17 protein-coding genes and 3 pseudogenes are annotated in these 22,962 nt (G+C 45.0%); 10 read left to right on the top strand and 10 right to left on the bottom strand.

Translation table 11 applies throughout. The annotated features are described in order from the left end of the window. Positions 1 to 140 precede the first annotated feature (140 nt). The 4 genes and pseudogenes from ASL14_RS28085 to ASL14_RS13450 all read right to left on the bottom strand — a co-directional run. Positions 141 to 239: pseudogene (locus tag ASL14_RS28085) on the bottom strand (putative holin-like toxin); the annotation flags it as partial. A gap of 4 nt (positions 240 to 243) precedes the next feature. Next, positions 244 to 978 (bottom strand): ABC transporter permease, encoded by a 735-nt coding sequence (locus ASL14_RS13460; RefSeq protein ID WP_134911952.1) that lies wholly within the window; start codon positions 976 to 978, stop codon positions 244 to 246. Positions 979 to 1,007: 29 nt separating this feature from the next. Beyond that, positions 1,008 to 1,718 (bottom strand): ABC transporter permease, encoded by a 711-nt coding sequence (locus ASL14_RS13455; protein WP_134911951.1) that lies wholly within the window; start codon positions 1,716 to 1,718, stop codon positions 1,008 to 1,010. Beyond that, a complete protein-coding gene (locus ASL14_RS13450; RefSeq protein WP_134911950.1) occupies positions 1,711 to 2,640 on the bottom strand; it encodes an ABC transporter ATP-binding protein in 930 nt (309 codons plus the stop codon). Before ASL14_RS13450 ends, ASL14_RS13455 begins: the two co-directional genes overlap by 8 nt. Before the next feature lie 299 nt (positions 2,641 to 2,939). On the opposite strand from ASL14_RS13450, the gene papA reads away from it, so the two are divergent. The 4 genes from papA to ASL14_RS28075 all read left to right on the top strand — a co-directional run bounded on the left by papA (position 2,940) and on the right by ASL14_RS28075 (position 6,426). Then, on the top strand, positions 2,940 to 3,089 hold the full coding sequence (papA, locus tag ASL14_RS29570) for a freyrasin family ranthipeptide (protein ID WP_189338156.1): 150 nt from the start codon (positions 2,940 to 2,942) through the stop codon (positions 3,087 to 3,089). Between the two features lie 91 nt (positions 3,090 to 3,180). Next, positions 3,181 to 4,584 (top strand): PapB family radical SAM/SPASM ranthipeptide maturase, encoded by a 1,404-nt coding sequence (gene papB / locus ASL14_RS13445; protein WP_134911949.1) that lies wholly within the window; start codon positions 3,181 to 3,183, stop codon positions 4,582 to 4,584. Between the two features lie 112 nt (positions 4,585 to 4,696). Next, positions 4,697 to 5,764 carry an ABC transporter transmembrane domain-containing protein gene (locus tag ASL14_RS28080; RefSeq protein ID WP_223263980.1) on the top strand — a complete coding sequence of 356 codons (1,068 nt, stop codon included), beginning with the start codon at positions 4,697 to 4,699 and terminating at the stop codon, positions 5,762 to 5,764. Next, positions 5,758 to 6,426, top strand: a complete 669-nt coding sequence (locus tag ASL14_RS28075; protein ID WP_223263979.1) for an ATP-binding cassette domain-containing protein — start codon at positions 5,758 to 5,760, stop codon at positions 6,424 to 6,426. Before ASL14_RS28080 ends, ASL14_RS28075 begins: the two co-directional genes overlap by 7 nt. 154 nt (positions 6,427 to 6,580) lie before the next feature. Here ASL14_RS28075 and ASL14_RS13435 read toward each other — a convergent pair whose 3' ends face one another. The 4 genes from ASL14_RS13435 to ASL14_RS13420 all read right to left on the bottom strand — a co-directional run bounded on the left by ASL14_RS13435 (position 6,581) and on the right by ASL14_RS13420 (position 12,783). Beyond that, positions 6,581 to 7,609 (bottom strand): NADH:flavin oxidoreductase/NADH oxidase, encoded by a 1,029-nt coding sequence (locus ASL14_RS13435; protein ID WP_134911948.1) that lies wholly within the window; start codon positions 7,607 to 7,609, stop codon positions 6,581 to 6,583. 315 nt (positions 7,610 to 7,924) lie between these two features. Further along, entirely contained in the window at positions 7,925 to 9,229 is a 1,305-nt protein-coding gene (locus ASL14_RS13430) for an ABC transporter substrate-binding protein (protein ID WP_134911947.1), read from the bottom strand. Between the two features lie 106 nt (positions 9,230 to 9,335). Next, positions 9,336 to 10,997: a response regulator transcription factor gene (locus ASL14_RS13425; RefSeq protein ID WP_134911946.1), complete on the bottom strand. Its 1,662-nt coding sequence runs from the start codon at positions 10,995 to 10,997 to the stop codon at positions 9,336 to 9,338. Next, positions 10,990 to 12,783, bottom strand: coding sequence for a cache domain-containing sensor histidine kinase (locus tag ASL14_RS13420; protein WP_134914542.1), 1,794 nt, complete (start codon positions 12,781 to 12,783; stop codon positions 10,990 to 10,992). Before ASL14_RS13420 ends, ASL14_RS13425 begins: the two co-directional genes overlap by 8 nt. 190 nt (positions 12,784 to 12,973) lie before the next feature. Here ASL14_RS13420 and ASL14_RS13415 point away from each other — a divergent pair, with 190 nt between their 5' ends. Beyond that, entirely contained in the window at positions 12,974 to 13,870 is an 897-nt protein-coding gene (locus ASL14_RS13415; RefSeq protein ID WP_134911945.1) for a carbohydrate ABC transporter permease, read from the top strand. Then, positions 13,870 to 14,700, top strand: coding sequence for a carbohydrate ABC transporter permease (locus ASL14_RS13410; protein ID WP_134911944.1), 831 nt, complete (start codon positions 13,870 to 13,872; stop codon positions 14,698 to 14,700). The genes ASL14_RS13415 and ASL14_RS13410 overlap by 1 nt, the downstream gene beginning before the upstream one ends. A 153-nt stretch (positions 14,701 to 14,853) precedes the next feature. Here the strand turns inward: ASL14_RS13410 and ASL14_RS13405 are convergent, their stop codons facing one another. Continuing rightward, the gene (locus ASL14_RS13405; RefSeq protein WP_134911943.1) at positions 14,854 to 16,674 is read right to left on the bottom strand and encodes a methyl-accepting chemotaxis protein; all 1,821 of its coding nucleotides are present in this window, start codon (positions 16,672 to 16,674) and stop codon (positions 14,854 to 14,856) included. 282 nt (positions 16,675 to 16,956) lie between these two features. On the opposite strand from ASL14_RS13405, the pseudogene ASL14_RS13400 reads away from it, so the two are divergent. Further along, positions 16,957 to 17,738: pseudogene (locus ASL14_RS13400) on the top strand (GTP-binding protein); the annotation flags it as partial. Between the two features lie 96 nt (positions 17,739 to 17,834). Here the strand turns inward: ASL14_RS13400 and lepB are convergent. After that, positions 17,835 to 18,458 carry a signal peptidase I gene (gene lepB / locus ASL14_RS13395; RefSeq protein WP_134911941.1) on the bottom strand — a complete coding sequence of 208 codons (624 nt, stop codon included), beginning with the start codon at positions 18,456 to 18,458 and terminating at the stop codon, positions 17,835 to 17,837. Between the two features lie 328 nt (positions 18,459 to 18,786). On the opposite strand from lepB, the pseudogene ASL14_RS13390 reads away from it, so the two are divergent. The 3 genes and pseudogenes from ASL14_RS13390 to ASL14_RS13380 all read left to right on the top strand — a co-directional run bounded on the left by ASL14_RS13390 (position 18,787) and on the right by ASL14_RS13380 (position 22,955). Next, a pseudogene (locus ASL14_RS13390) lies at positions 18,787 to 20,135 on the top strand (right-handed parallel beta-helix repeat-containing protein). Positions 20,136 to 20,262: 127 nt separating this feature from the next. Beyond that, positions 20,263 to 21,777, top strand: a complete 1,515-nt coding sequence (locus ASL14_RS13385) for an MFS transporter (RefSeq protein ID WP_134911940.1) — start codon at positions 20,263 to 20,265, stop codon at positions 21,775 to 21,777. A 50-nt stretch (positions 21,778 to 21,827) separates the two neighbouring features. Beyond that, entirely contained in the window at positions 21,828 to 22,955 is a 1,128-nt protein-coding gene (locus ASL14_RS13380) for a glycoside hydrolase family 88/105 protein (protein ID WP_134911939.1), read from the top strand. Positions 22,956 to 22,962 lie beyond the last annotated feature (7 nt).

Genomic DNA, 22,962 nt, shown 5'->3' with positions numbered 1-22,962 from the left:
TGATAGAAGGATATACTAAAAAAGAGCAAGGATGCTGGTAACATCCCTACTCTTGGCAACAGCCGCTTTGAAGAGCGGTCGGCTGTTCAAAGGTGATCTACAGAAATAGACCGTTTTCCCCTTAAGCAGGGCGGTCTATTTCTTTTTGTTTTGGTCAACGCAATAACAATTGTAACGATTAATCCAATCAACGCTACTAATAGCGTGCCGAACATCATCATTAATGTCAGAGCACACATTCTACTATTTTTCTATACGAACATAACTTCGCAACGCTAAAAAAAGACCCAGCACAAAAATGAAGCAAATACTGATGATCCCTCCAGGAACATACGTGAATGTTCTGCCCATTTGTCCATGGGGAGAAAACAATAACGGCACCGTCCATGGATAAAAGGTATTCCCCGGTGCATTAACCAAAACAAAATTTAAACACATGACCGTACACATTCCCATAATGGCGGGTACAAATTTTTTCCAACGAATAGCAAAGAACGTGATGATCGGGATAAGCATTGCATGCATGACAATCATTTTAGCGAATATCCCAAGCTGATACATAACGATTTCAAAAGTTAGCGGTCTGGTCGTAATAATAGTGCCTAGTATCGCAGATAGCATAAATGCCAACAGCAGACTGACAGCGATGTATATGTAAATAACGAGTAGCTTGCTGAAGTAAATCCGAGTTCGGCGAACAGGGTTTGTAAACAGTGCAATATGGGTGTTCTCCTGATGCTCTCTCGCATAGATATAGCAGGTCAAAATGTAATAGCTCATATACCCGGTCAGAAAATTAATAAGAATCGCAACACTCATAAAGTAGTCGTTCCAACCATCACGGTCTATAGAGTACTTGGGACTCCCCGAGTAACTATAAAACTCTAAAACAATAGTTAATAATAAAATTATTACACTCAACCAAAGAATTTTGGTTCCTTTCAGCTTCAAGCACTCTGCTTTAAACAGGTCAAACATAGTAGCCCTCCTTTCAAAAAATCTAAATTTTAGCCTCTTCTTTGATATGACCATATGGATAAAAATAATCCCACAATAAAGGTAAGGGATAAGCTGAACCAGGCTATTGAGATATCGACATGTTTGACCATACTTCCTTCATTGGGAGATAAAAGATACGGAACAATCCACGGATACCATTCGCTTTTGTAAATGAAATTTAAAAATACAGCAACACAAACTACGAGCACGACCCCCATAAGGCTTTTCCAACGTATAGCGAAAAAAGAGGCAATCGGAATTAACATCGCATGCATCACACACATCTTAGCAAACACTTGAATCTGGTGTACCCAAATAGCCGTTGTTAAGGGACGATCAGTAATCAACATCCCTAATAATGCAGACAAAAGCAGGATGGAAAATAAAGAAAAAATAATATATACGTAAATAACTATTAATTTACTAATATAGAACCTAACTCTGACTATAGGCGTGGTAAACATAAACAGATGCGTGTTTTCCTGGTATTCCCTTGCAAATATATGACCAGCTAATACGTAGTAACTGATAAACCCAGCTGCAATATTAACCATGAGGACAATATCCTCAAAATAGAAGTCCCAACCTTTTTTATCAATTGAATATCTGTCAAAAATAGCGCCCAAACTGAACACCAACAGTACAACAGCCAGCAATATAATATAGCTCAAGAAAAAAGATTTAGAGCCTTTAAGCTTAATGAGCTCTGCTCTAATCACGTCGCCCACCCTCTCCTGAAATGAGAGACAAAAAGTACTCCTCTAGCGTCTGCTTGGAGGTGTGTATCTCATAGACTGGAAAATGATGATCTATTAACTGTTTATTTAACGTGGCTGTATTCTCAATCGGACTATGAATTCTTAGTTGTTGTGGGGATATCACATTAGATTGAAGCTGCTGTCCCATGTGCTCTTGCAGAAACGTTTGTACTGTTTTTGCATCGTTTACTTTTATATCTGTGTATTGTTCAAATTCTTCCTCCAACCGACTCAAACGGTCTTCTGTTAACAGCTTTCCATTATGTATAATCCCGATGTGTGTAGCTAACTGCTGAATTTCACTCAAGATGTGGCTGGAAATAAGAATGGTTTTCCCATTCTCCTCACACAACCGCTTTAATAGCTGACGAATTTCCTTAATTCCAGATGGGTCCAGTCCGTTCGTCGGCTCATCCAATATGAGCAACTCAGGGTCATGAACAAGCGCCCTCGCAATCCCTAATCTTTGCTTCATTCCTAGGGAAAAATCCTTAAACTTCTTCTTGCCGGTATGCTCTAATCCCACAGTAGTTAATGTTCGTTCAATTCTCCCATCATCCTGCACCCCCATGTACATACAGCAAATTCTTAAATTATCGCGTGCACTCAAATTTTCGTATAAACCAGGCATTTCGATAATTGTACCTATTTTCGAGAAAATAGAAGGATAGTTTTTCTCCAGCCGCTCGCCAAATAAAAAAACCTCCCCACTTGTAGGCTCAATTAGCCTCATTAGCATGCGGATAGTGGTTGTCTTGCCAGCTCCATTTTCACCGAGGAAACCGTAGATACTGCCACGCTCCACATGTAAGGATATGTCGTCTACGGCTTTTGACATCCCAAACTGTTTGCGGAGCTTTTTCGTTTCAATAATATATTCCACTTTCAAACCTCCTATTGCAATAATCACCATTTATCATACATTTATTGGGGAGACGAATCAATAAATCATTACATTTTTAGTATTCTTGTATTTTTTTGACCATAAATAACAAATGGTATTTTACATCTTGAAGGCTTTTAAAGATGTGATATAAATCACTCAAATTTAAACAAAATAATACAAAAAATAATAATATTATACAAAATTTTGTAACACATATTTTGCCTTTTTAGTTGTATGATTTCTATATACCTTACATATCCATACACCGCATAGCTTAATAAAAGGAGGTGAAGAACATGCTAAAACAAATCAACGTTATCTCTGGTGTTAAAGAACCCATTCTTACGTACGGATGTCCAAAAAATGATGATTGCTATTATTGCGATCTCAAAGATTACTGCCGTTCATGTGATGCACTGGATTTCTGTATTTCCAGTGATACCTAGTATTTATCCATATCTAAATAACGGGATTAATTTTAATTAATCCCGTTCCTTCTTCTTAAATCATCCTAATAATAAAAGCGAGGTATTTGAAATGGCTAATCTGATTCAAGATAAAAAAGATGAAATCATTCACTTTCACCCTTATAAATTGTTTGAAGTCAACTCAAAAACCTACTTTTATAATGTCGTAACGAATGCAATATTTGAGATCGATTCATTAATTATTGATATTTTACATAGTAAGGGAAAAATTGAGGAAACTGTTGTTCAGGAATTGTCCAAACACTATGAGCTACCACAAGTTAGGGAAGCTATACAAAACATGAAGGAAGCTTATATTATTACCACTGACACCAACATAGCAGAAGTCGAAAAAATTGGTGTGCTTGATAACTCGCAAAAGGTCTTCAAATTATCCTCTCTGACCTTATTTATGGTACAAGAATGCAACCTTAGATGTACTTACTGTTATGGAGAAGAAGGGGAATATAACCAGAAAGGAAAAATGACCTCTGAAATCGCTAAAACTGCTGTGGATTTCCTGATTAAACAATCGGGAGAGTTAGAGAGGTTAAACATCACTTTTTTCGGTGGAGAACCCCTATTAAATTTCCCTCTCATACAAGAAACGGTGCAGTATGTTCATGAGCAATCCAAAATTCATAATAAGAAATTCTCTTTTTCAATAACTACGAATGGTACTCTCATCACTCCTAAAATCAAAGACTTTTTTTACAATCATCATTTTAATGTACAAACCAGCATAGATGGTGATAAGAAAACACATAATTTCAATCGTTTTTTCAAAGGTGGACAAGGGTCTTATGATTTATTATTGAAGCGTACAGAACAAATGAGAAAGGATCATACAATAGGCGCGCGGGGTACAGTAACTCCCGCAGAACTTCACCTTTATAAATCTTTTAATCATTTAGTACAATTGGGCTTTAGAAACATATACCTATCACCAGCGCTCTATTCCTTATCAGACAAGCATTACAATACTTTATCCAAAGAAATGATTAAACTTGTGGATCAATTCCATGATTTACTGGAACACGAAGACTATACTACAGCCAAAAAAATGTCCAATGTCCTTGGAATGCTTAATAAAATACATTCCGGAGGTCCTAGAATTCACTTTTGTGGTGCAGGTACAAATGCTGCCGCTGTTGATGTTAGGGGAAATCTGTTCCCTTGCCATCGTTTTGTAGGCGAGGATGAATGCTCTATTGGCAATCTATTTGATGAAGATCCATTGAGCAAACAGTATGATTTCATTGAGAATTCAAAAGTAAGAAATAGAACCACCTGTTCAAAGTGTTGGGCCAAAAATCTTTGTGGTGGTGGATGCCATCAAGAGAACTTCGCAGAGAACGGAAATGTCAATCAACCTGTCGGTAAACTTTGCAAAGTAACTAAGAACTTCATTAACGCTACTATAAATTTATACCTCCAACTTACCCAAGAACAAAAAAGCATCCTTCTGGGCTAGTAATAACCACTCGGCATTGTGCCTCTATCACTTCATATGCACTTATTAACAATGCCGATCTAGCTACTTTGATTCGATTTGGCTTTATCCCCAAATATGGAGGGCCTATTTTATGTTCCAGCTAATAAGAAAATACATTAAGCCTTTACTGACACTGCAAATTACTGTGCTTTGTATCATTATCATAAATATATTGTTCATGATCTACCAACCTATTTTAATGCAAAGGCTAATAGATTCCTATAACACAGAAACACTCTCGACTAAAGAAATCAGCTATTTAGGTAGCCTTTTTTTATTACTACTAATTGGTGGAGGATTGACAGGAGCACTGAGAGATACGATTATTTTTAGAATCCGTAATTTATTACAGTTTCGATTGAGGAATGATATTTATCATCAAAATCTTAATCTAAGAAGTCATCAGCCTAACGGAAAAGTTATTGCCTTACTCTATAATGATGTCGAGGCTCTTACTGGATTACTAAATCAAGCGTTTATAGCTATGTTTACGGATTGTTTAACAATCATCGCAACCGTTGTTGTTCTCTATTTTATGAATTGGAAATTAGCAACAGTCTCCCTGATCTTTATCCCTATTTACTTTTTCTTATACTACAATTCCAAAAAGAAAGTGTACCAATTAAATGTTGCCTACAAAAAACAATATGAAAATATGACAGAAACCCTTCAATCAGGTTTAAAACAAAAATGGACTTCAATCAGATTCAACCGTCAAAAATATATTAGTGCCCTATTTTGCAGAGAACAAATACTTTTGGTCCGGTTTTTGAAAAAACTTTTTGCGCGAGAACTGCTACTAGGTATAATCAGTAACTTTTTAAGTGGATTTTTCCCTTTACTTTTACTAGTTATTGGAGGTTTTTTACTAATTAAAGGAGAGATCACCTTAGGCACGCTGGTCGCTTTCAGTACATATATAGTCAAGCTGCTACAACCGGTATCACGCTTATCACAATTAAACGTAGGTGTGCAATCAGCGGTAGCTTCAGCCGAAAGGATTCTTACCTTTTTCAATTTAAATGATGTTTGGAACGGTAAAATTATTAGGGGATTCGTGGAAGATGAAATACATGTAAAAAACGTATCATTTTCTTACAATAATCTAGCTCCTGTTCTTAATGACATCTCTTTTAAAATCAAAAAAATCAAATGTTAGGTATCGTAGGGGAAAGTGGATCTGGTAAAACGACTATTGTGAAACTTCTAACTGGGGAAGTCATTCCGACTCAGGGTGAGATCCTCTATGGGGATTACAGATTACACGATTTGAATAAAAGTTCCTTCTATAAAAATATAGCGGTAGTCACACAAGAAGAATTATTAACAACTGGAACCATATTCGAAAACATTGCTTTCGGTAACAAGAATGCTACTTTATATGAAGTTGTTGATATTTCAAAAAAGGTGGGGCTACATGACTATATCTCATCACTTCCCGAAAAATATGATACTTACATCGCTTCCGAAAAATATGACCTATCTGTAGGTCAGAAACAACGTCTGGCTATAGCAAGGGCATTGCTTCATAATGCACCCGTGCTCATTTTTGATGAGCTGACCTCTGCTCTTGACGCTGAAACTGAATCACTAATCCTGCATCTTTTAAATGAGCTTAAAGGTAAGCGAACCATCATCATTATTGCTCATAAATTCCAAACAGTCATTCATGCGGATCATATATTAGTTGTTCAAAATGGTCAAATTATAGAACAGGGCAGCCATGCTGATCTAATGTCGTATAGCAGTATTTATTCTAACTCTTACATGAAACAAAAAGATTTTCTACAAAATGAAGTACAGGAGCCATCCTACAAATAAGGAAACTGCTTTGTATAGACTACTGAGTTTCCTCACCTGTGAGCAGAAGTACAGGAAAGGCAGTCCTAAACAACAAAACAGGCACCTGCGACGAAGCGTACACTTCGTTGCAGGTGCCCTGTTTATATATAAACAACGTGGGATTACTTAGGCCTCAGTAGCCACGTTGATATTGTTCAGGAATGGAAGGCTTCTCGCCGCGCAATGTCACCGCTGCATGAGTCGCCCAATATGGATCGCGCAGCAACCCGCGCCCCACGGCGACCAGATCGGCATCCTCATTGCCGATAACGGACTGCGCCAAGGCTGGATCATCCAGTGCGCCGACGGCGACTACCGGGATGTTCAGCGCCTCGCGAATTTGGCGTGCAAATGGCACTTGATAGCCCGGATAGTTGCCCGGCTTTCTGGCTCCCGCAGGGCCTTCTCCGCCCGTGCTCACATGGATCACGTCTACGCCCGCAGCCTGATACGCCCGGCTCAGCTCAATCGTATGATCCACATCGTATCCGCCATCTACGTATTCGACCGCGCTGATGCGGAAAAATAACGGCATGCCTTCAGGCATTTCCTTGCGTACAGCCTGAATGACTTCAACGCCAAAACGGGATAGCTCCTGACCGTATACGTCGTCCCGTTTGTTCGTGAGCGGCGAATGGAATTGGTGAATCAAATAACCATGTGCACCGTGAAGCTCAATCGTGTCCACGCCCGCTTGAACCGCACGCCGAGCCGCATCTGCAAATTTCTGCACCATGCCACGTACTTCCTCCGTGGTAAGTGCGCGCGGCTGTTTATAATTTGCATCCGGGTATGCAATTGCCGAAGGAGCCACTGGCTCTGCTGCATCCTCAGCTTTACGGCCTGCATGAGCAATCTGGATGCCTACCTTGGACCCGTGCGCATGAATGCCGTCAACCAGCTTCTTATAAGCCGGGATATGCTCATCTGACCAAAGGCCCAGATCATAATCTGTAATCCGTCCATCCGGCTCTACGTCCGTCATTTCTATAATAATCAGGCCTGTGCCACCAATAGCACGGCTCAGGTAATGAACATGATGCCAATCATTCGGAATGCCGTCCTTGGCTGTCACCGAGTATTGGCACATCGGTGCCATGACTACCCGATTTTTTAATTCCAAATCTTTCAGTGTATACGGTGTAAACAACGAATTCGCCAAAACGTTCATCTCCTTTTTATCCTTGCCGCATAAACGAAAATACGTTCCAAATTACACGGTCTATTAAGCATAATCGGCACAGTCCAAACGGAATAAAGAGATTCCCCAACCGGAGTATCCCTCGTGTTTGCACCGTGCAGTCATTATGGTTGTCGTATGTCGTAGATATATTGCACACAATCTATTATCCACAACTCAATAACTTTTTGCAAGTAAATATTTAAATATTATTAAATATTTTTTTGTCCACACCCTCCCAGCTTCCTAGCTATAACACAAAAAGACGCCCTTACGGACGCCTTTGCGAAACCAGCTTTATTGTGCCGAGCCTAGTTGCACCCACGCTTTTTCAATCTCAGCAACTGCCTGATCCTTGTTCATGTTGCCGCTGATATAAGCCTGCATCAGCTCGCCAAATTTTTGGTGGAACGTATCCAGCGAGTAGTTAACAGACAGATCACCGGACTTGGACGTTTTCAAAATGCTTTCCATTTCCTTAGGCATTTCCAGATCAGGAAGCGGTGCATCCTTAATTGGAGGAATCACCTTCGCTACCTGGGAGAACCAGTTCTTACCGTATTCCGAAGTGTATAGCCAGTTAAAAAATTCAATCGTTTCCTTGGATACTTCGGAATCCTTGTTGATACGCAGCGCTTGATCCGCACCAGTAATGATGACCGATTGATCCGCCTTGTCACTCACCGGATATCCCATGATGCCAATCTTGAGATCGGGATTAATCTTCTTGATCGCTTCCTCATCCCACGCGCCTTTACCCGTCATAAACGCAGCTTTACCCGATGCAAAATCGCTCACTTCCGCATTGCTGTCGCGCTCCAGCGGCTTATCCGTGCCATGCTTCACCGTCAGATCAATAAAGCTAAAAAAGTTGTTATACAGCACCGGATAGTCCTTGATTTTCGCTTTGCCTGCAATAAAATCATTAACGAGCTGCTTCGGCTCCACACCTGCATCCTGTGCGGCAGCATCCACATAATGCTGGAAGATGTGCTTCCATACCCACCACTCTTTATATGCATTCGCAAATGGAGTGATGCCCTTCGCCTCAAGCTTGGTGACTGCGTCCTGCATCTCTGCAATCGTCTTCGGCGGGGAGGTTACACCGGCCTTGGTGAGTAAATCCTTGTTGTAAATCAGCGCAAACAGGTTGCCCTTCACCGGGAAGCCCAACACTTTACCGTCACTGGAGCTCATATTCGCTCGAACAGCATCTGTCATAGCTGCTGCCAGCGGCTCATTCGTCAGATCGGCGCTATAATCAGCATACGTGTCGATGTCGCCTCCGGCCGTGGTCTGGAATACATCCGGCGTGCTGCCTGAGGCAATTTTGGATTTGAGAATGGTGTTATAGTCCGCCTGCATAATTTCCAGATTGATCTTCACATTTGGCTTGACCTTCTTATACTCTTCGATATACGCGTTAAAAGCATCGGTATACTCCGGTGAGGCTGTGAACATATTTATTGTAACCGTTTTCAATTCTTCTTTGCCGCCAGCATTCCCTTTCGCCGCATCTGAGTCGCCGCTGCTTCCGCATCCGCTCAACAAACCGACCGTCAAAAGCAAACTGCCGGATAACGCCATCATCTTCTTTAACATGGATACTCCCCCATTTATTCGTGATCAACGTCCATGCGCTCATTCTAAAAAATATAGTCCGATTTAAAAAGGCAGATTAGTGAAGCATTAAGGGTAAAAAAGTGGTTTATTGCAAGCTCACACGATACTCCGACGGCGACACCTGATAATAATTACGAAAAGCCTTACTGAAATAATTCTTGTCCTTGTAGCCAAGCATATCGGAAATCTCCTGAATTTTCAGGTTGGAATCGCCTAGCAGCTCCTTCGCCTTGTCCATTCGGACCTTCTGCACATATTCGTGAATCCCGTAACCAAACTGCTGCTTGAACAGCTTCATCAAGTACTCCCGACTTAAAAAATACGTTTCGGCAAAAAATGAAATTTTGATATCTTCAAAGTAATATCGGTCAATATGCCGTTTGATCTCCGTAATATCAAAGGGCTGACTCCCCCCTTGAGCATGCTGAACCCCGGCAATGTAAAGCTCCAGCATCCGATGCAGCCGCTGTCCATACTGGGCAAAGTCCGTAAAATCCGCAGCAATATCGCCCTCAGCCACGCTTTTTCTCTGTTCCCCCGAAGCCCCCTCCGGCTCAGACACAGATGCAGATACAGATAGGAAAGCACCCGGCTCCATAGCCGCTTCTCTCAGTAAAAAATGAAGCTCGCCCATCATCCGATCTGCATCCTGCAAACGAAAAGCAGGGCCGGATGCCAACTGCTTCAGCAGGTCGTTTAGCAGCACCTTTGCTCGATTTGCCTGGCCTGTCTGGGCATCCTTCTGGATCAACAGCAGCCGATCCGTCCACGACACTTCTTCTGGCATCATTCCCTGCCGGGGCGCGACATGCATGACCGATGTTCCTGTCAGCTTCAATACGTCTGTGCTGTGAATAAGCGCCTTGACATCCGTATAAACAGATGCCAGTTCCAGTATGTCCGTACAAGGCTTACCCACACCGGCAGCTACCACCATGCCAAACAATCCATGCAGATTCGTCACCGCCTTCTGTGTCACTTGTGCCAGCAGAAGAGGCATATGTTGTTCCTGCCCCGGAGACAATGTGCAAATCGAAACGACCTCGCGCTCCCGTCTCGGATGAGGAAAACTAAAACAGCTCAATCGTTCATCCGAAGTCTGAGCCAACACGTTCGTCACGGCAAAATCCATCAGATCCGTCTCCCCGTGAAAACGTGTCATGCGAACCTCATCCCTGTTCAGCAACCGCAGCACGATCACCCCAAAGCGGTTCCCCGGTTGATCTGCACCGATCATGGGGAGTAACGCCGCATTCGCCTGCCTTTTAAAGCTACCGTCCAGAATAGATAAATACAGCTTCTCCTTTAGCTTAGGCAGTGACATGTTCAGCGTAATGTTCTGACTAATGAATTTGCTTTCGCTCTGCTTGCGACTCTCCAATATATCTACCGCCTTGCGCAGCGCCTGATTCAATTCTTGCCGATTGATCGGCTTGAGCAAATAATCCACCACCCGGGATTGAATCGCTTGCCGTGTAAATTCAAAATCGTCATAGCCGCTAATGACAATCGTCAGCAGATTAGGATACACCTTCTCGATGACACGAAGAAATTCGATACCGTTCAGCTCCGGCATTTTCATATCCACCATGACCACATCTATTGGGTGCCGTTCCAGCAGCTCCAGTCCAAGTCTGCCATTCGTCGCCTCAAACACCTGCCCGATGCCGAGGTTGTTCCAGTCTCCGACAATACGAATAGCTTCGCGTAGCGGCTCCTCATCGTCAATGATCAATACGTTATACATGACTACTTCCTCCCTGGGGGATGCGCATTTGGATTTCTGTTCCCGTTTCATCCGTATGTATGGATAGTCCCGCCTGATCTCCATACAGCAGCTTCAATCGTGTATTCAGATTTTTTAAGCCGATATGCTCACTCTCCCGTTCCTCCCATTTCTCTTCGAACGAATCCAGCACCTGTCTAAGCTTATCCTCCGAGATCCCCGGGCCGTTGTCCCGGACTGTAATCGTGGCATCTGTAGAGCTGGATTCGGCTGAAATGACAATCAGAATATCGCTTGATACCTTTTCCAGCGCATGCTTGATCGAATTTTCCACCAACGTCTGCACGGACAACCTGGGGATTCGCAGCTCCATCAGCGTGTCCTCCCACTCCAGCTCTATTCGCAGTCTCGTCCCGAACCTTGCCTTTTGCAATCCCATATACCGTTCAATATGCTGGAGTTCTTCGCGGGCAACCACGATATCCTTGCCATTGATGGAATACCGCAGGGTTTGGGCCAACGCATCGACCATATCCGCCATATCGAACATCTCACGCTTTAATGCCTGTGTGGATATAGCTTGCAGCGCATTGTACAGAAAATGGGGGTTAATTTCAGCCTCCAGCGCCTTGAGTATGGCGTTTTTCTCGACCAGCTTCATTCGATAACGCTCATTAATTAATTCTTCGGTTCTTTGGACCATTTCGTTAAAATGCAGTGACAAATACGCAATCTCGTCATGGCCCTTCACAAGGGCCGTTGCCCCGAAGTCCCCGGTACTAAACCGCTTCATCTGGGTGGACAGCTTGTGTAAGGGACTGGTAATGGCATTCGAGGTCAGCGTTACCAAAATAATAGACACCCCTAAAAACAAAATCCCGATCACGTAGCTCCAATTTCGTGTCGTCGTAGCCGCTTCGTAAATTTGACGGTATGGGATCGGCTTGACGAGCCGCCAGCCTTCTTTTTTCCCGGCATCATACACGACCAGATACTCCTGACTGCCGCTACTGTCCGACCATGTTACTCGTCCGCTCCCTCCCTGTCCAATCTGTTCCAGCACCCCCGAGTTCCTCATTCGCTCGTATAACGGAAGGCTGTCCACGTAAAAGGGAATACGTTCAGGACTTAGCAGCATGAGATGATCCCCTTTGCCGAGTGGAATGTTCTTCATGATATCATCCACAGCGCTCGTATTGTAGTAAAAGGACAACACCGCCTGCGGGTGACGAGATGCAATCGACCTCAGCACCCGATGGTACGCCATAAAGCTGGCCTGTGGTGCCACATACCCCATATCCGAGCGGGAACCCACAAAGGATTGAAACGATTCGTTGGCCGTGCTCGCCATCGCCTCCTTATACCAGGGCAGCTTGGGAATATCCGTGTTCATCCCTTGGCGCACCGTAATATTGTACGTCTCCCGGGTCACCACATAATATTGATGACGATCTGCCACGTACAGATAGATCGCTTCCAGATCATTACGGGAATAAAACATGCTGCGTAAGTAATTTTCAATGACCATTCGGGAAGCATAGTCCCGATTTTCATTCGCAATCGCGTTCATAATATCGTTATAACGAAGCTGCGGCAGGGCTAGCTGCTGCATCCCAACCAGATAATCCTCCAGGTTCTGATTAACCAGCAGCAGATTATTCGTTGTGCTGGCAATGCTATGATTCACCGACTCCCTTTCAATCATCTGATAGGAGATAATCGTCAGCGAGCCTACCACCAGAATGATCACCGAGGTAAAAAGCAAAATAAGCTTGTTCACCAATTTTTGCGTTATTCGTCTCCACATGGATCTGAGAACTACACCTGCTCGCTCTGGTATCACGATAAAATCGCCCCTTTTGAAAGCGTACACATTTTTACCCTCAACTGTTTTCTTAAATCCATTGGTCCGGCCCCAGGGGCTATCCTATACTTTCATTATATCTCAAACGGCTTAGAACGAAAGATCGGAAAATGTTGAGAAAAAGAGGTGCGTTATGCTGAAAAAAAGGGGAAGCCGGGGCGATAAGGGCAGTAAATTGGAGTTTGGCTTGTTCACACTGCCCGTCATCCTGTGCATTACGATTGCATTTTATATTCCGTTTTTGATGACAATACGCTATTCCCTGACCAAGTGGAATGGAATATCCAAGCATCCGAAATTTGTAGGCCTGGATAATTTCAAACAAATCCTGCTCGGAGACGCCAACTTTGCACATGCGGCCTGGTTTACGGTCAAATACGCGATTTTGTACATTGTACTGGTTAACGTGCTGGCTATCTTGCTGGCGCTCGTCCTCGACATGAAGCTGAAAAGCTCGGCGTGGCTGCGGGCGGCCTTTTTTATCCCTTATATCCTCAGTCTCGTGATTGTCGGATTTATCTGGAAGTTTATCTTTATGCAAGGCTTTGAGTCCCTGGGACACAGTACAGGCTGGGGCATCTTCCAGCTCAGTTGGCTAGGGCAAGAAGGGCTCGCGTTTATTTCCATTTTGGCGGTATCTATCTGGCAATCTATTGGCTTTTATATGGTCATTTACATTGCAGGCTTGCAGTCCGTACCGGAGGATCTGAAGGAAGCCGCTATTGTGGACGGAGCGGGGCCGATTCGGAGATTTTTCAGTATTACGCTGCCACTGCTGGCCCCTTCCATCACGATCTCGGTTTTCATGGCTCTGACCAACTCGATCAAGGTGTTCGACGTCATTCTATCCCTGACTGGCGGTGGACCGGGAGGTACAACATACAGCATTGCTTATGATATTTATCGGGACACGTTCCAGAACAATCTGTACGGCTACGGAACAGCCAAAGCGTTGCTGCTATTCGTCGCAGTGCTGATCATTACGATCATCCAATTGTCTATTTTCAAACGCAGGGAGGTTGAGGCCTGATGCAACGCAGTCGTATGGGACGTATTTTGCTGGAAGCGGGCATGATCGTATTATCGCTGTTATTTTTGTATCCGCTGTTTCTTGCCATTAACAATTCGTTCAAAAGCTTCGCTGAGGTCATGACTGACGTCATTGCGCTGCCCAAGCAGCTTTCGCTGGATAACTACGTATATGTATGGAAATTCATTAACTATCCACGCTTGTTTCTGAATAATACGATCATTACCGTAGTCGGGCTGGCAGGTATCGTGCTAGTATCCTCCATTGCCGCCTATAAGCTGGCACGGACGAAGAGCAAATGGAGTTCCGCCATCTACATGCTGTGCATTATGCCAATGTTGATCCCGTTTCAGTCCATTATGCTGACTGTCTTGCGACTCGCGAAAGACCTGCATCTGGCGGACAGTACCTTGGGACTTGGCCTGCTGTATTGGGGCTTCGGCGCACCGCTCGCCGTGTTTATCTATCACGGGTTTGTCAAAGGGATTCCCAACGAGATTGACGAAAGTGCCAAGATCGATGGAGCCTCTGGCTTCCGGCTTTTCTTTTCGGTGATTTTCCCCTTGCTAAAATCGGTCACCGCCACCATTGTGATCATCGACGTGATGTGGATTTGGAACGATTTTCTGCTGCCCCTGCTCATGGTTAACGGTTCACCCAGCACCAAAACGCTTACGCTGGCGGCCTATACCTTCGTCGGACAGTATACGTCAGACTGGCAGTATGCCATGACAGCCATGGTGATGGCTGTGCTGCCTTCCATCGTCGTATTTATTTTCCTGCAAAAATACATCGTCAAAGGTGTTGTCGCGGGAGCAGTCAAAGGCTGAGTACAAAGTAGCAATACCCGGCGAATGTAAAAAGTCAGCGTATATGAGTATACGAAGCCAGATAGCAAAAAAGAGGACTTGCGTGTTGTTTGCGCAAGTCCTCTTGGTTTCAGCCTGGATGCCCGGAAGACTCTGTTATTTAACACTTCCCGCTCAGGAAGCTGGATGAATCGGTGTATCCGAAATTGAAATTCTATCCATAGACGTACGTCTGGTAGACGTGCCGCGCCCGCCATTCGTATCCTTTGGATGAGTCGAAGCCGAGGTCTTGTTCTCGTCTGCATCGTTTGTAATGCGGAAATGCTGTATTTCCGACATTAGCTCGGCGGCCATATGACGCAGCGAATCGGCAGAATCTGCGATGACCTCCATAGAAGCGAGCTGCTCCTCGCACACAGCCGCAGCCGACTCCGATTCCTCTGCAATCTCACGGGACAAGCCTACCAGCTTTTGCTCCGAGTCCAGCAGTTGCCCGGTAATGGCAGACAATTCTTCGGTCGCAGCCGACACCTCCTGCGTATGCTCAGCGACCGTTTGTACTGCTTCATGTACTTTGCTAAACGTCTGCCCGGTGCGATGAATCAGATCTGTTCCAGCCTCAACCTCGCTGGAGCCTTTCTGGATCGAGTCTACGGCCTGGTTCACTGTATCCGCCATGGCATCCATAAAGACAGCAATCTGTTGGGATGCTTGACCTGTCTGTTCCGCCAGCTTCTTCACTTCACCCGCCACGACAGCAAAGCCCTTACCCGATTCCCCGGCTCTGGCCGCTTCAATGGAGGCGTTCAATGACAGCAAATTGGTTTGCTTGGCGATATCGCGAATGAACTGCGTTACACTTTGGATTCTCTTCGATTGCTCGCCCAAGTCCTGAATGACCTTGACCGAGTCCTTCATCGTATCCTGAATATGGCGCATTTGCATAACCGTTTCCTCCAGGTCTGCATTGCCGCGCTCTGTCTCGTGAATCGCCCGCTCGGACAGCTCTGCGGTAATGGATGCGGATTGGGCAATCTTTTGAACGCCTTCTGCGCTTTCCTTGACCGCCTGCTGGTTTTCACGATTTCGCTCAACCTGATTGCCTGCCGAATCGTGGATTCCCTGTACCATCTCCGCCATCTGCCGCGTACCTTCCGCCACTTGCCCGGAGCCATTGGACAGCTCACCCGAAGCCAGTGTAACTCCTTGCGCATTCTGATAAATCACTTGCAGCAGCGAACGAAGCTGGCGTTTCATATCGTTAAAGCTCTGTGCCAATTCACCAATTTCATCTTTCTGCCGAATTTGAATATCCTCCTGTGTCAGATCCCCTTCTGCAATACGCCGCGCGGCTTGAGCCACCTGAACCACCGGACGGGCAATCATACGGGTGATTACATACGCCAATACGATCCCGATTACCAGCGCAAGCGCCATCGCAATGATAATCATCGTCTGTACATATTGAAGCTTCTCACCCTGCTCGACTTGGGATTGATTCAGTAGTTCCATCTGGTATTGCTCCATGACCTGTGACTGCTGCTCCAGTGCAAGTGCCATCGGCTTACATTTTCCCTCCACTAATCTCGTGTAGGTCGCGACATCCCCCTGCTGCTTATATGAGGTAATTTCCTTCACGATATCTGCATATTCAGCCTCCATCTGCTGGAGTTTTGCTGCCATTTGCTTGGGCTTGTCCAGTGCTGGCGTTGATTGCAGCTTCTTCATGGTCGTTGCAAAGGTTTCGCGTGCTTTCAGATAACTGTTCATTTCATCCTGATCGCCAGTCACCAGATACCCGCGAAAATACTTGGTCTGGCTCGCAGCATCATACTGCAATTCTTTAATAATCAAAATTTTATCGACTCTGTCATCAATCATGCTTTGATAAGATGTATGTAAAGACGAAGTAGCATACTCACCAATTACGCCCACAACCAATGTAAGCAATAATACGGCTGCAAAACTAATGGATAGTTTTTTACCAATCTTCATTCTAAAATATCTCCTTTGTATGGGACAATTTTCTTAGGTCTAATGGGGTTATTATACGCCTATTTGTCATTTGAAACAGTTAAATATAATTCGTAAGTTTCAATTATTGAAATACAACTTTTCAGGTATGATACGGCAAATGATTTACTGATTTTACTACTCGTAATTATTACGATTAAAAGAAACCGACAAGGGGAGCATTGCAGCTTCCCTATCTGACATTGTAGCCACTACAACACATTCAGCATTTCATGAACACTTTCGAAGGGATGAGTGATTACGTTGGCAAACACTATGGAATTGGAGAAGAAAATACCGGTGACGGTACTTAGCGGGTATCTCGGTTCAAGCAAAACCACGTTGCTCAATCATGTGCTGAATAACCGGGAAGGCTTGCGGGTAGCTGTCATTGTCAATGACATGAGCGAGGTAAACATTGATGCGGATCTCGTTCGGGACGGCGGAGGATTATCCCGCGTTAATGAGAAGCTGGTGGAAATGTCCAACGGCTGCATCTGCTGCACCCTGCGGGAAGACCTCTTAAAAGAGGTAGAGCGGCTGGCGCTGGATAAAAAGGTCGACTATATCCTTATTGAGTCCACAGGCATCGGCGAACCCATCCCGGTAGCCCAAACGTTCAGTTATGTAGATGAAGAAAACGACATCGACCTGACCAAGCTGACCCGGCTGGATACGATGGTTACTGTTGTGAATGCGCCGGAATTTTGGAAGGACTTCCACTCCGGAGATTCCCTCAAGGATCGCGGGCAGGAGGTTGCGGACGAAGATGCGCGCGGCATTGTTGATCTGCTGGTAGAGCAGGTGGAATTTTGTGATGTGCTGATTATTAACAAATGCGATCTGGTATCCCCCGAGGAGCTGGAGCGACTGGAAAAAGCGCTGCGCGGTATTCAACCGAACGCCAAAATCATTCGTTCCAAGTACGGTAAAGTGGACCCGAAGGAGATTTTGAACACGCATCGCTTCGACTTTGAAACAGCCAGCCAAGCGGCACGCTGGATCCAGGAGATGAACAAGAAGAACACGTACCGGAGACAGAGGAATAAAGTTGCCTGACCCTTTTACCCAAAAAATATAACAGCTTCAGAGACACGCAGAGCGCCTAAAACGGGGAACAGCATTCCGTCTTAGGCGCTCTTCTATTCTTCATGTTTTACCCACTGCGCGCTGCCCAGCGGCCAGAAAATCACATCCGCACGTCCAACAATATCTTTAATCGAAACAAAGCCAATCGCACGACTGTCTCTACTATTATTACGATGATCGCCCATGACAAAAATAGTACCTTCGGGAACCTTGGACTCGGTTATTGTTGCATTCGGAAAGTCCACATTGTTGTACAGCTCGCCCTTGGCATGTGCTTCTTGGACAGCTCCCTGAATGTATGACTCTTCCACCTTCTTACCATTCACGTAAAGATTGTCGCCTTGATATTTAATCGTGTCTCCCGCAACCCCAATAACACGCTTAATGAAGTCTCTTCCTTCCTTCCTCACATGGAATACAACGACCTCACTGGGCTTGGGATCACGAAAATCGTAAATCAGTTTATTCAAGACAACCCGTTCATTTGTTTTGAAATTCGGCTCCATGGATGCTCCCTCAACGACAGATGGTGCAGACAGCAACCCGTGCATAATGAACACGAGAACAACACCCACCGTAATCGCTTTAAGCCAATCCACGATCTCATTTTTAACTTGCGGCTGCTTGTCCGGAACTTTCCGTGTAGCTGGACTCGTCAAATGATTCCCGTTATCCATACGTCAAAACCGCCTTTTCTCATAGATTCTATTCCTAATATGTGTATATTGTATAAGTATAATCAATATTTCCCAGCTTGGCAAAACCGTGTTTAAAGTTGAAACAAAAGTGTGAACTTTTTTTCACAATCTTAAATTATCATCAAAAAACAGTTGATGCAAACGTTAACATATATTAAACTGAGCTTATACTTCTTAGAGCGTTTTAGACATATGCCAGTTAATCCGTCACCCGGGAGGTGTCCTCGTTTCACATGATAGACAGTATAAGTCGCTTTTATAGTGCTATCTTCTTTTAAAATAAAAGATGAAATAAGGAGGAATTTACATGTTTAAACGCAATGAACGTCCAAAAAACGGGTTTAACGCTCTGAGGCTCGGTGTTTCTTTTGTTTTCGCTTCTTCTTTTCTTATTGGAACCGCTTACGCAGATACGTCATCCAATGCTCCTTCTTCTTCCCTTTCAGAAGAGGCTGCCAGTGCAACGGATTCATCTGCTATCTCCACCACACTGGCGGCAGGCGACTTGTATGTAGCGCCAAATGGTAACGTGTCCAATCCAGGCACCATATCCAGTCCTACTACTCTTGAAGCCGCACTTACACAAATTGCTCCTGGTAAAACCATTTACCTGCGCGGAGGCAACTACGCCTATTCCTCAACGATTACCGTTCAGCATGGAAATAATGGCAGCAATGGCTCCCTCAAAGGATTGGTTGCTTACGGCAGTGAAAAGCCTGTACTTGATTTTTCGGGTCAAGCCTTTGGCTCCGCTAACCGTGGACTCCAGCTTTTCGGAGACTATTGGCTGGTAAAAGGCCTTGAAGTAAAGGGTGCCGGGGATAACGGTATCTATATCGGCGGCAGCAACAACCGGATTGAAAACGTGGAAACTCACCATAACCGGGACACCGGTCTTCAGCTCGGACGCTATTCCACTACAGCCGCTAACAGTGAATGGCCTTCGAACAACCTAATCTTGAACGCCTACTCTCATGATAATGCTGATCCTGATAACGGTGAGGATGCCGACGGATTTGCTGCCAAGCTGACCGTAGGACCAGGGAATGTGTTCGATAACTGCCTGGCTGCGTACAACGTAGACGATGGCTGGGATTTGTACACCAAAACGGAAACGGGTCCTATCGGAGCGGTAACCATCTTGAACAGTGTCGCCCACCACAACGGACAGACTTCTGACGGAACGTCTACCGCTAACAGTGACGGCAATGGTTTTAAGCTGGGCGGGGACAAAATCAAGGTCAACCATATCGTGAAAAACAGCATTGCCTTTCAGAACAAAAAGCACGGCTTTACCTACAATAGCAACCCCGGCTCCATTACCCTGACTAATAATACCTCATGGAGCAATGGCGAAAGCAATTTTGCTTTTGACAAGGGGAACACGTGTTCATTAACAATCTTTCCTTTGAAGGAACAGCCAGTGACAAGACCAGTGGAACCGATCAAGATAATTCTAACGTCTGGTGGAAAAGCAAAAAAAGCACCAATGCCAAAGGTCTTCTCGCCAGCGCCGCTGACTTTGTCAGTCTCGTTCCTTCCGTTACTAGAAGTGCAGACGGTTCCATCCAGCTAGGTAACTTCCTCAAGCTGGCTTCAGGAAGCGATCTGATCGGCTCGGGCACTCCGAGCGGCAACAATATAGGGGCACGCTAAAAGCCCAACCCAATCAGGACGCCCTGGCCCATCTACCAACATAGACATTCAGCATAATATAGCGACCGGTGATAGTCCTCATAACCAGAAAAATATGAGGTGAACAGATCATGGAACGAAAATCACAATGAAACATACACTCGCCTATGGAAGCGGCAACATGCTGGGAAGCGGTGCACTTGCTATTAGTGGCGCATGGTTAATGTACTTTTATACAACCTTTTGCGGACTGTCTCCCGTTCAGGCCGCAGCCATTTTCTCCGTTGCCAGCATCATCGATGCAGTCAGCAATCCGATCATGGGCTTTATTAGCGACAACTTTCATCGAACCCGCCTGGGCCGTAAATTCGGCAGACGCCGTTTTTTCATTATGATGGGTATTCCACTGATGCTCGTATATCCGTTGCTTTGGGTAGATGGGTTGGGTTTCTGGTATTACCTAAGTACGTACGTGCTGTTTGAACTGGTGTATACCTCTGTCATGGTGCCCTATGAAGCACTTGCCGCAGAGATGACTCGCGATTTCGGCGCGCGCTCCAGACTGACCGGATGGAAGGCCATGTTCGGTAAAATTGCCAATTTTGCCGCCGCTTTTATCCCTGGTCGCTTTATCGCTGAGTATGGCAAAGACTCTCCATTGCCCTTCTTTTATACCGGACTCGTGTTTGCAGGTATCTTGCTCATTGCAATGGCATTTTTGTACAAAAACTCTTGGGAACGCCCTACGGAGGAACTGCAAAAGGAACTGGAAGGTGAAGCTCCGCTTTCCTTTATAGATTCCATGAAAAAGCTGTTTATTGATATTTCCTCGACCTTCCGGGTGAAGACGTTCCGTCATCATCTGGGCATGTATCTGGGCGGCTTTTCAGCCGAGTGGCTGTTCACTTCTGCCTTTACGTACTTTATTGTGTTTTCCCTGTTCCAAAGCTCGGAGTTGGTATCTAATCTGAATAGCTTTAACTCTGTCATTCAATTAATTTCCACCTATTTCTTCATCCAGTTCTGTGTGCGCAAAGGGTTCCGTATGCCTTTTATCGCCGCACTCGTCGTCGTTTGCTTTAGCGTAGCGGGTTACGGCCTGCTCTATATAACGGGAGCCTCCAATACGATGGTATGGCTATATGTCATCACACTGTTTATGGGTCTGGGTACAGGCGGGGTCTACTATATTCCTTGGAATCAATATACGTTCCTTGCTGATGTAGATGAGGCACTGACTGGCCGTCGCCGGGAAGGAATTTATGCAGGTATGATGACTTTCGCAGGTAAAATGGTGCGAGCCGTCGTCGTCTTCATACTTGGCTGGGTGTTACAGCATTTCGGATTCGTATCCGGGGCTGATAGTCAGCCGGTCGCAGCTCAGCATGCTATATTTTACGTGCTCGTCGTTGGAACCATCGTTTTGGCGATCATCGGTATGATTGCGTCTCTCGTGATGAAGCTGGATATCGACAGCCACAAGAAGCTGATTACCGAAATTGATCGTCTCAAAAACGGCGGCTCTATGAAGTCAGCCAAACCGGAAGCTCGAAAAGTATTCGAGGATCTGACAGGTTTTACTTACGACCGGTGCTGGGGCAACAATAATGTAGGTTTCAAGAACAAACCTGCTGACCCCAAATCACATACGCCTTCCATGTAAGCACAAACAACGATTACCAATCAAATATTTTCCATAGAGGTGACTGTATCATGGCAAATCCAACATCACAACCGACAACCAATCCTACAAAAACAGATTCTTGGGCTGTACGTATGAGCGATTCTGTTCTACAGCGGAGTCCGGAGTTTTACGAAAAATGGGAATATGACCACGGCGTTATTTACAGAGGTCTGGAATGGGTTGGCGAACTGACAGGCGATCCCAAGTATATGGAATTTGTAAAAAAACATATGGATCATTTTGTTGACGAAAATGGCGTGATTCAGGGCTATAAAGTAGATGAGTACAATATTGACCACGTGAATAACGGAAAGCTGCTCTTCTCTCTGTATCGTGCCACAGGAGACGAACGATATAAAAAGGCAGCTTACCAATTACGCAGTCAGTTGGAAAAACACCCTCGCACAAGCGAGGGCGCATTCTGGCATAAGCAAATTTATCCGTATCAAATTTGGCTGGACGGCTTGTACATGGGTGCCCCGTTCTACGCTGAATTTATCCGCGAATTTGGAGATCCGTCAGAGTTTGACGATGTTACCTTACAATTCAAGCTCTGCTATGAACATACGCGTGATCCTCAAACAGGCCTGCTCTACCACGCTTGGGATGAGAAGCTTGAACAGCCATGGAGCAACCCGCAAACAGGCTGCTCCAAGAACTTTTGGGGACGCTCTATCGGCTGGTTCGTTATGGCACTCGTTGACGTGCTGGACTATATTCCAGAAGATCACGCAGATCGCCCTGCCTTGCTCGATATGCTGACGGAAACACTGGAAGCTCTGCTGAAAGTACGTGATAAAGAAAGTGGAGTCTTTTATCAGGTGCTCAACCTGGGCCATGTGAAAGGCAACTATTTGGAAGCCTCCGCTTCCTGCATGATTCTCTATGCTATCGCCAAAGGCGTTCGCAAAGGTTATCTCCCAGAGCATTATCGTCAAGAAGCGGAGATCATCCGTAAAGGCATTATTGATGAATTTATCACGATTACCGAAGAAGGACTCGTGAATCTGAACAAAACGGTGCAAGTAAGCGGTTTGGGCGGTAAAGATCGTCGGGACGGTACCTTCGCTTACTATATCAGCGAGCCGATTGTGACGAACGATCCCAAAGGTATCGGAGCCTTCATTCAGGCGATGGCTGAAGCGGAACAGCTCTAAAGCGGAC

The organism is Paenibacillus sp. IHB B 3084 (genome assembly GCF_001447315.1).
Taxonomy (GTDB): domain Bacteria; phylum Bacillota; class Bacilli; order Paenibacillales; family Paenibacillaceae; genus Paenibacillus.
This window is presented reverse-complemented; position numbering and strand designations above follow the sequence as displayed.

What these genes read in the sequence shown, in the direction of transcription:
- ASL14_RS13460 (WP_134911952.1), bottom strand. Translation starts at nt 978, where the DNA reads ATGTTTGACCTGTTTAAAGCAGAGTGCTTGAAGCTGAAAGGAACCAAA.
- papA (WP_189338156.1), top strand. Translation starts at nt 2,940, where the DNA reads ATGCTAAAACAAATCAACGTTATCTCTGGTGTTAAAGAACCCATTCTT.
- papB (WP_134911949.1), top strand. Translation starts at nt 3,181, where the DNA reads ATGGCTAATCTGATTCAAGATAAAAAAGATGAAATCATTCACTTTCAC.
- ASL14_RS28080 (WP_223263980.1), top strand. Translation starts at nt 4,697, where the DNA reads ATGTTCCAGCTAATAAGAAAATACATTAAGCCTTTACTGACACTGCAA.
- ASL14_RS28075 (WP_223263979.1), top strand. Translation starts at nt 5,758, where the DNA reads ATGTTAGGTATCGTAGGGGAAAGTGGATCTGGTAAAACGACTATTGTG.
- ASL14_RS13430 (WP_134911947.1), bottom strand. Translation starts at nt 9,229, where the DNA reads ATGTTAAAGAAGATGATGGCGTTATCCGGCAGTTTGCTTTTGACGGTC.
- ASL14_RS13425 (WP_134911946.1), bottom strand. Translation starts at nt 10,997, where the DNA reads ATGTATAACGTATTGATCATTGACGATGAGGAGCCGCTACGCGAAGCT.
- ASL14_RS13420 (WP_134914542.1), bottom strand. Translation starts at nt 12,783, where the DNA reads ATGTGGAGACGAATAACGCAAAAATTGGTGAACAAGCTTATTTTGCTT.
- ASL14_RS13415 (WP_134911945.1), top strand. Translation starts at nt 12,974, where the DNA reads ATGCTGAAAAAAAGGGGAAGCCGGGGCGATAAGGGCAGTAAATTGGAG.
- ASL14_RS13410 (WP_134911944.1), top strand. Translation starts at nt 13,870, where the DNA reads ATGCAACGCAGTCGTATGGGACGTATTTTGCTGGAAGCGGGCATGATC.
- ASL14_RS13405 (WP_134911943.1), bottom strand. Translation starts at nt 16,674, where the DNA reads ATGAAGATTGGTAAAAAACTATCCATTAGTTTTGCAGCCGTATTATTG.
- lepB (WP_134911941.1), bottom strand. Translation starts at nt 18,458, where the DNA reads ATGGATAACGGGAATCATTTGACGAGTCCAGCTACACGGAAAGTTCCG.
- ASL14_RS13385 (WP_134911940.1), top strand. Translation starts at nt 20,263, where the DNA reads ATGAAACATACACTCGCCTATGGAAGCGGCAACATGCTGGGAAGCGGT.
- ASL14_RS13380 (WP_134911939.1), top strand. Translation starts at nt 21,828, where the DNA reads ATGGCAAATCCAACATCACAACCGACAACCAATCCTACAAAAACAGAT.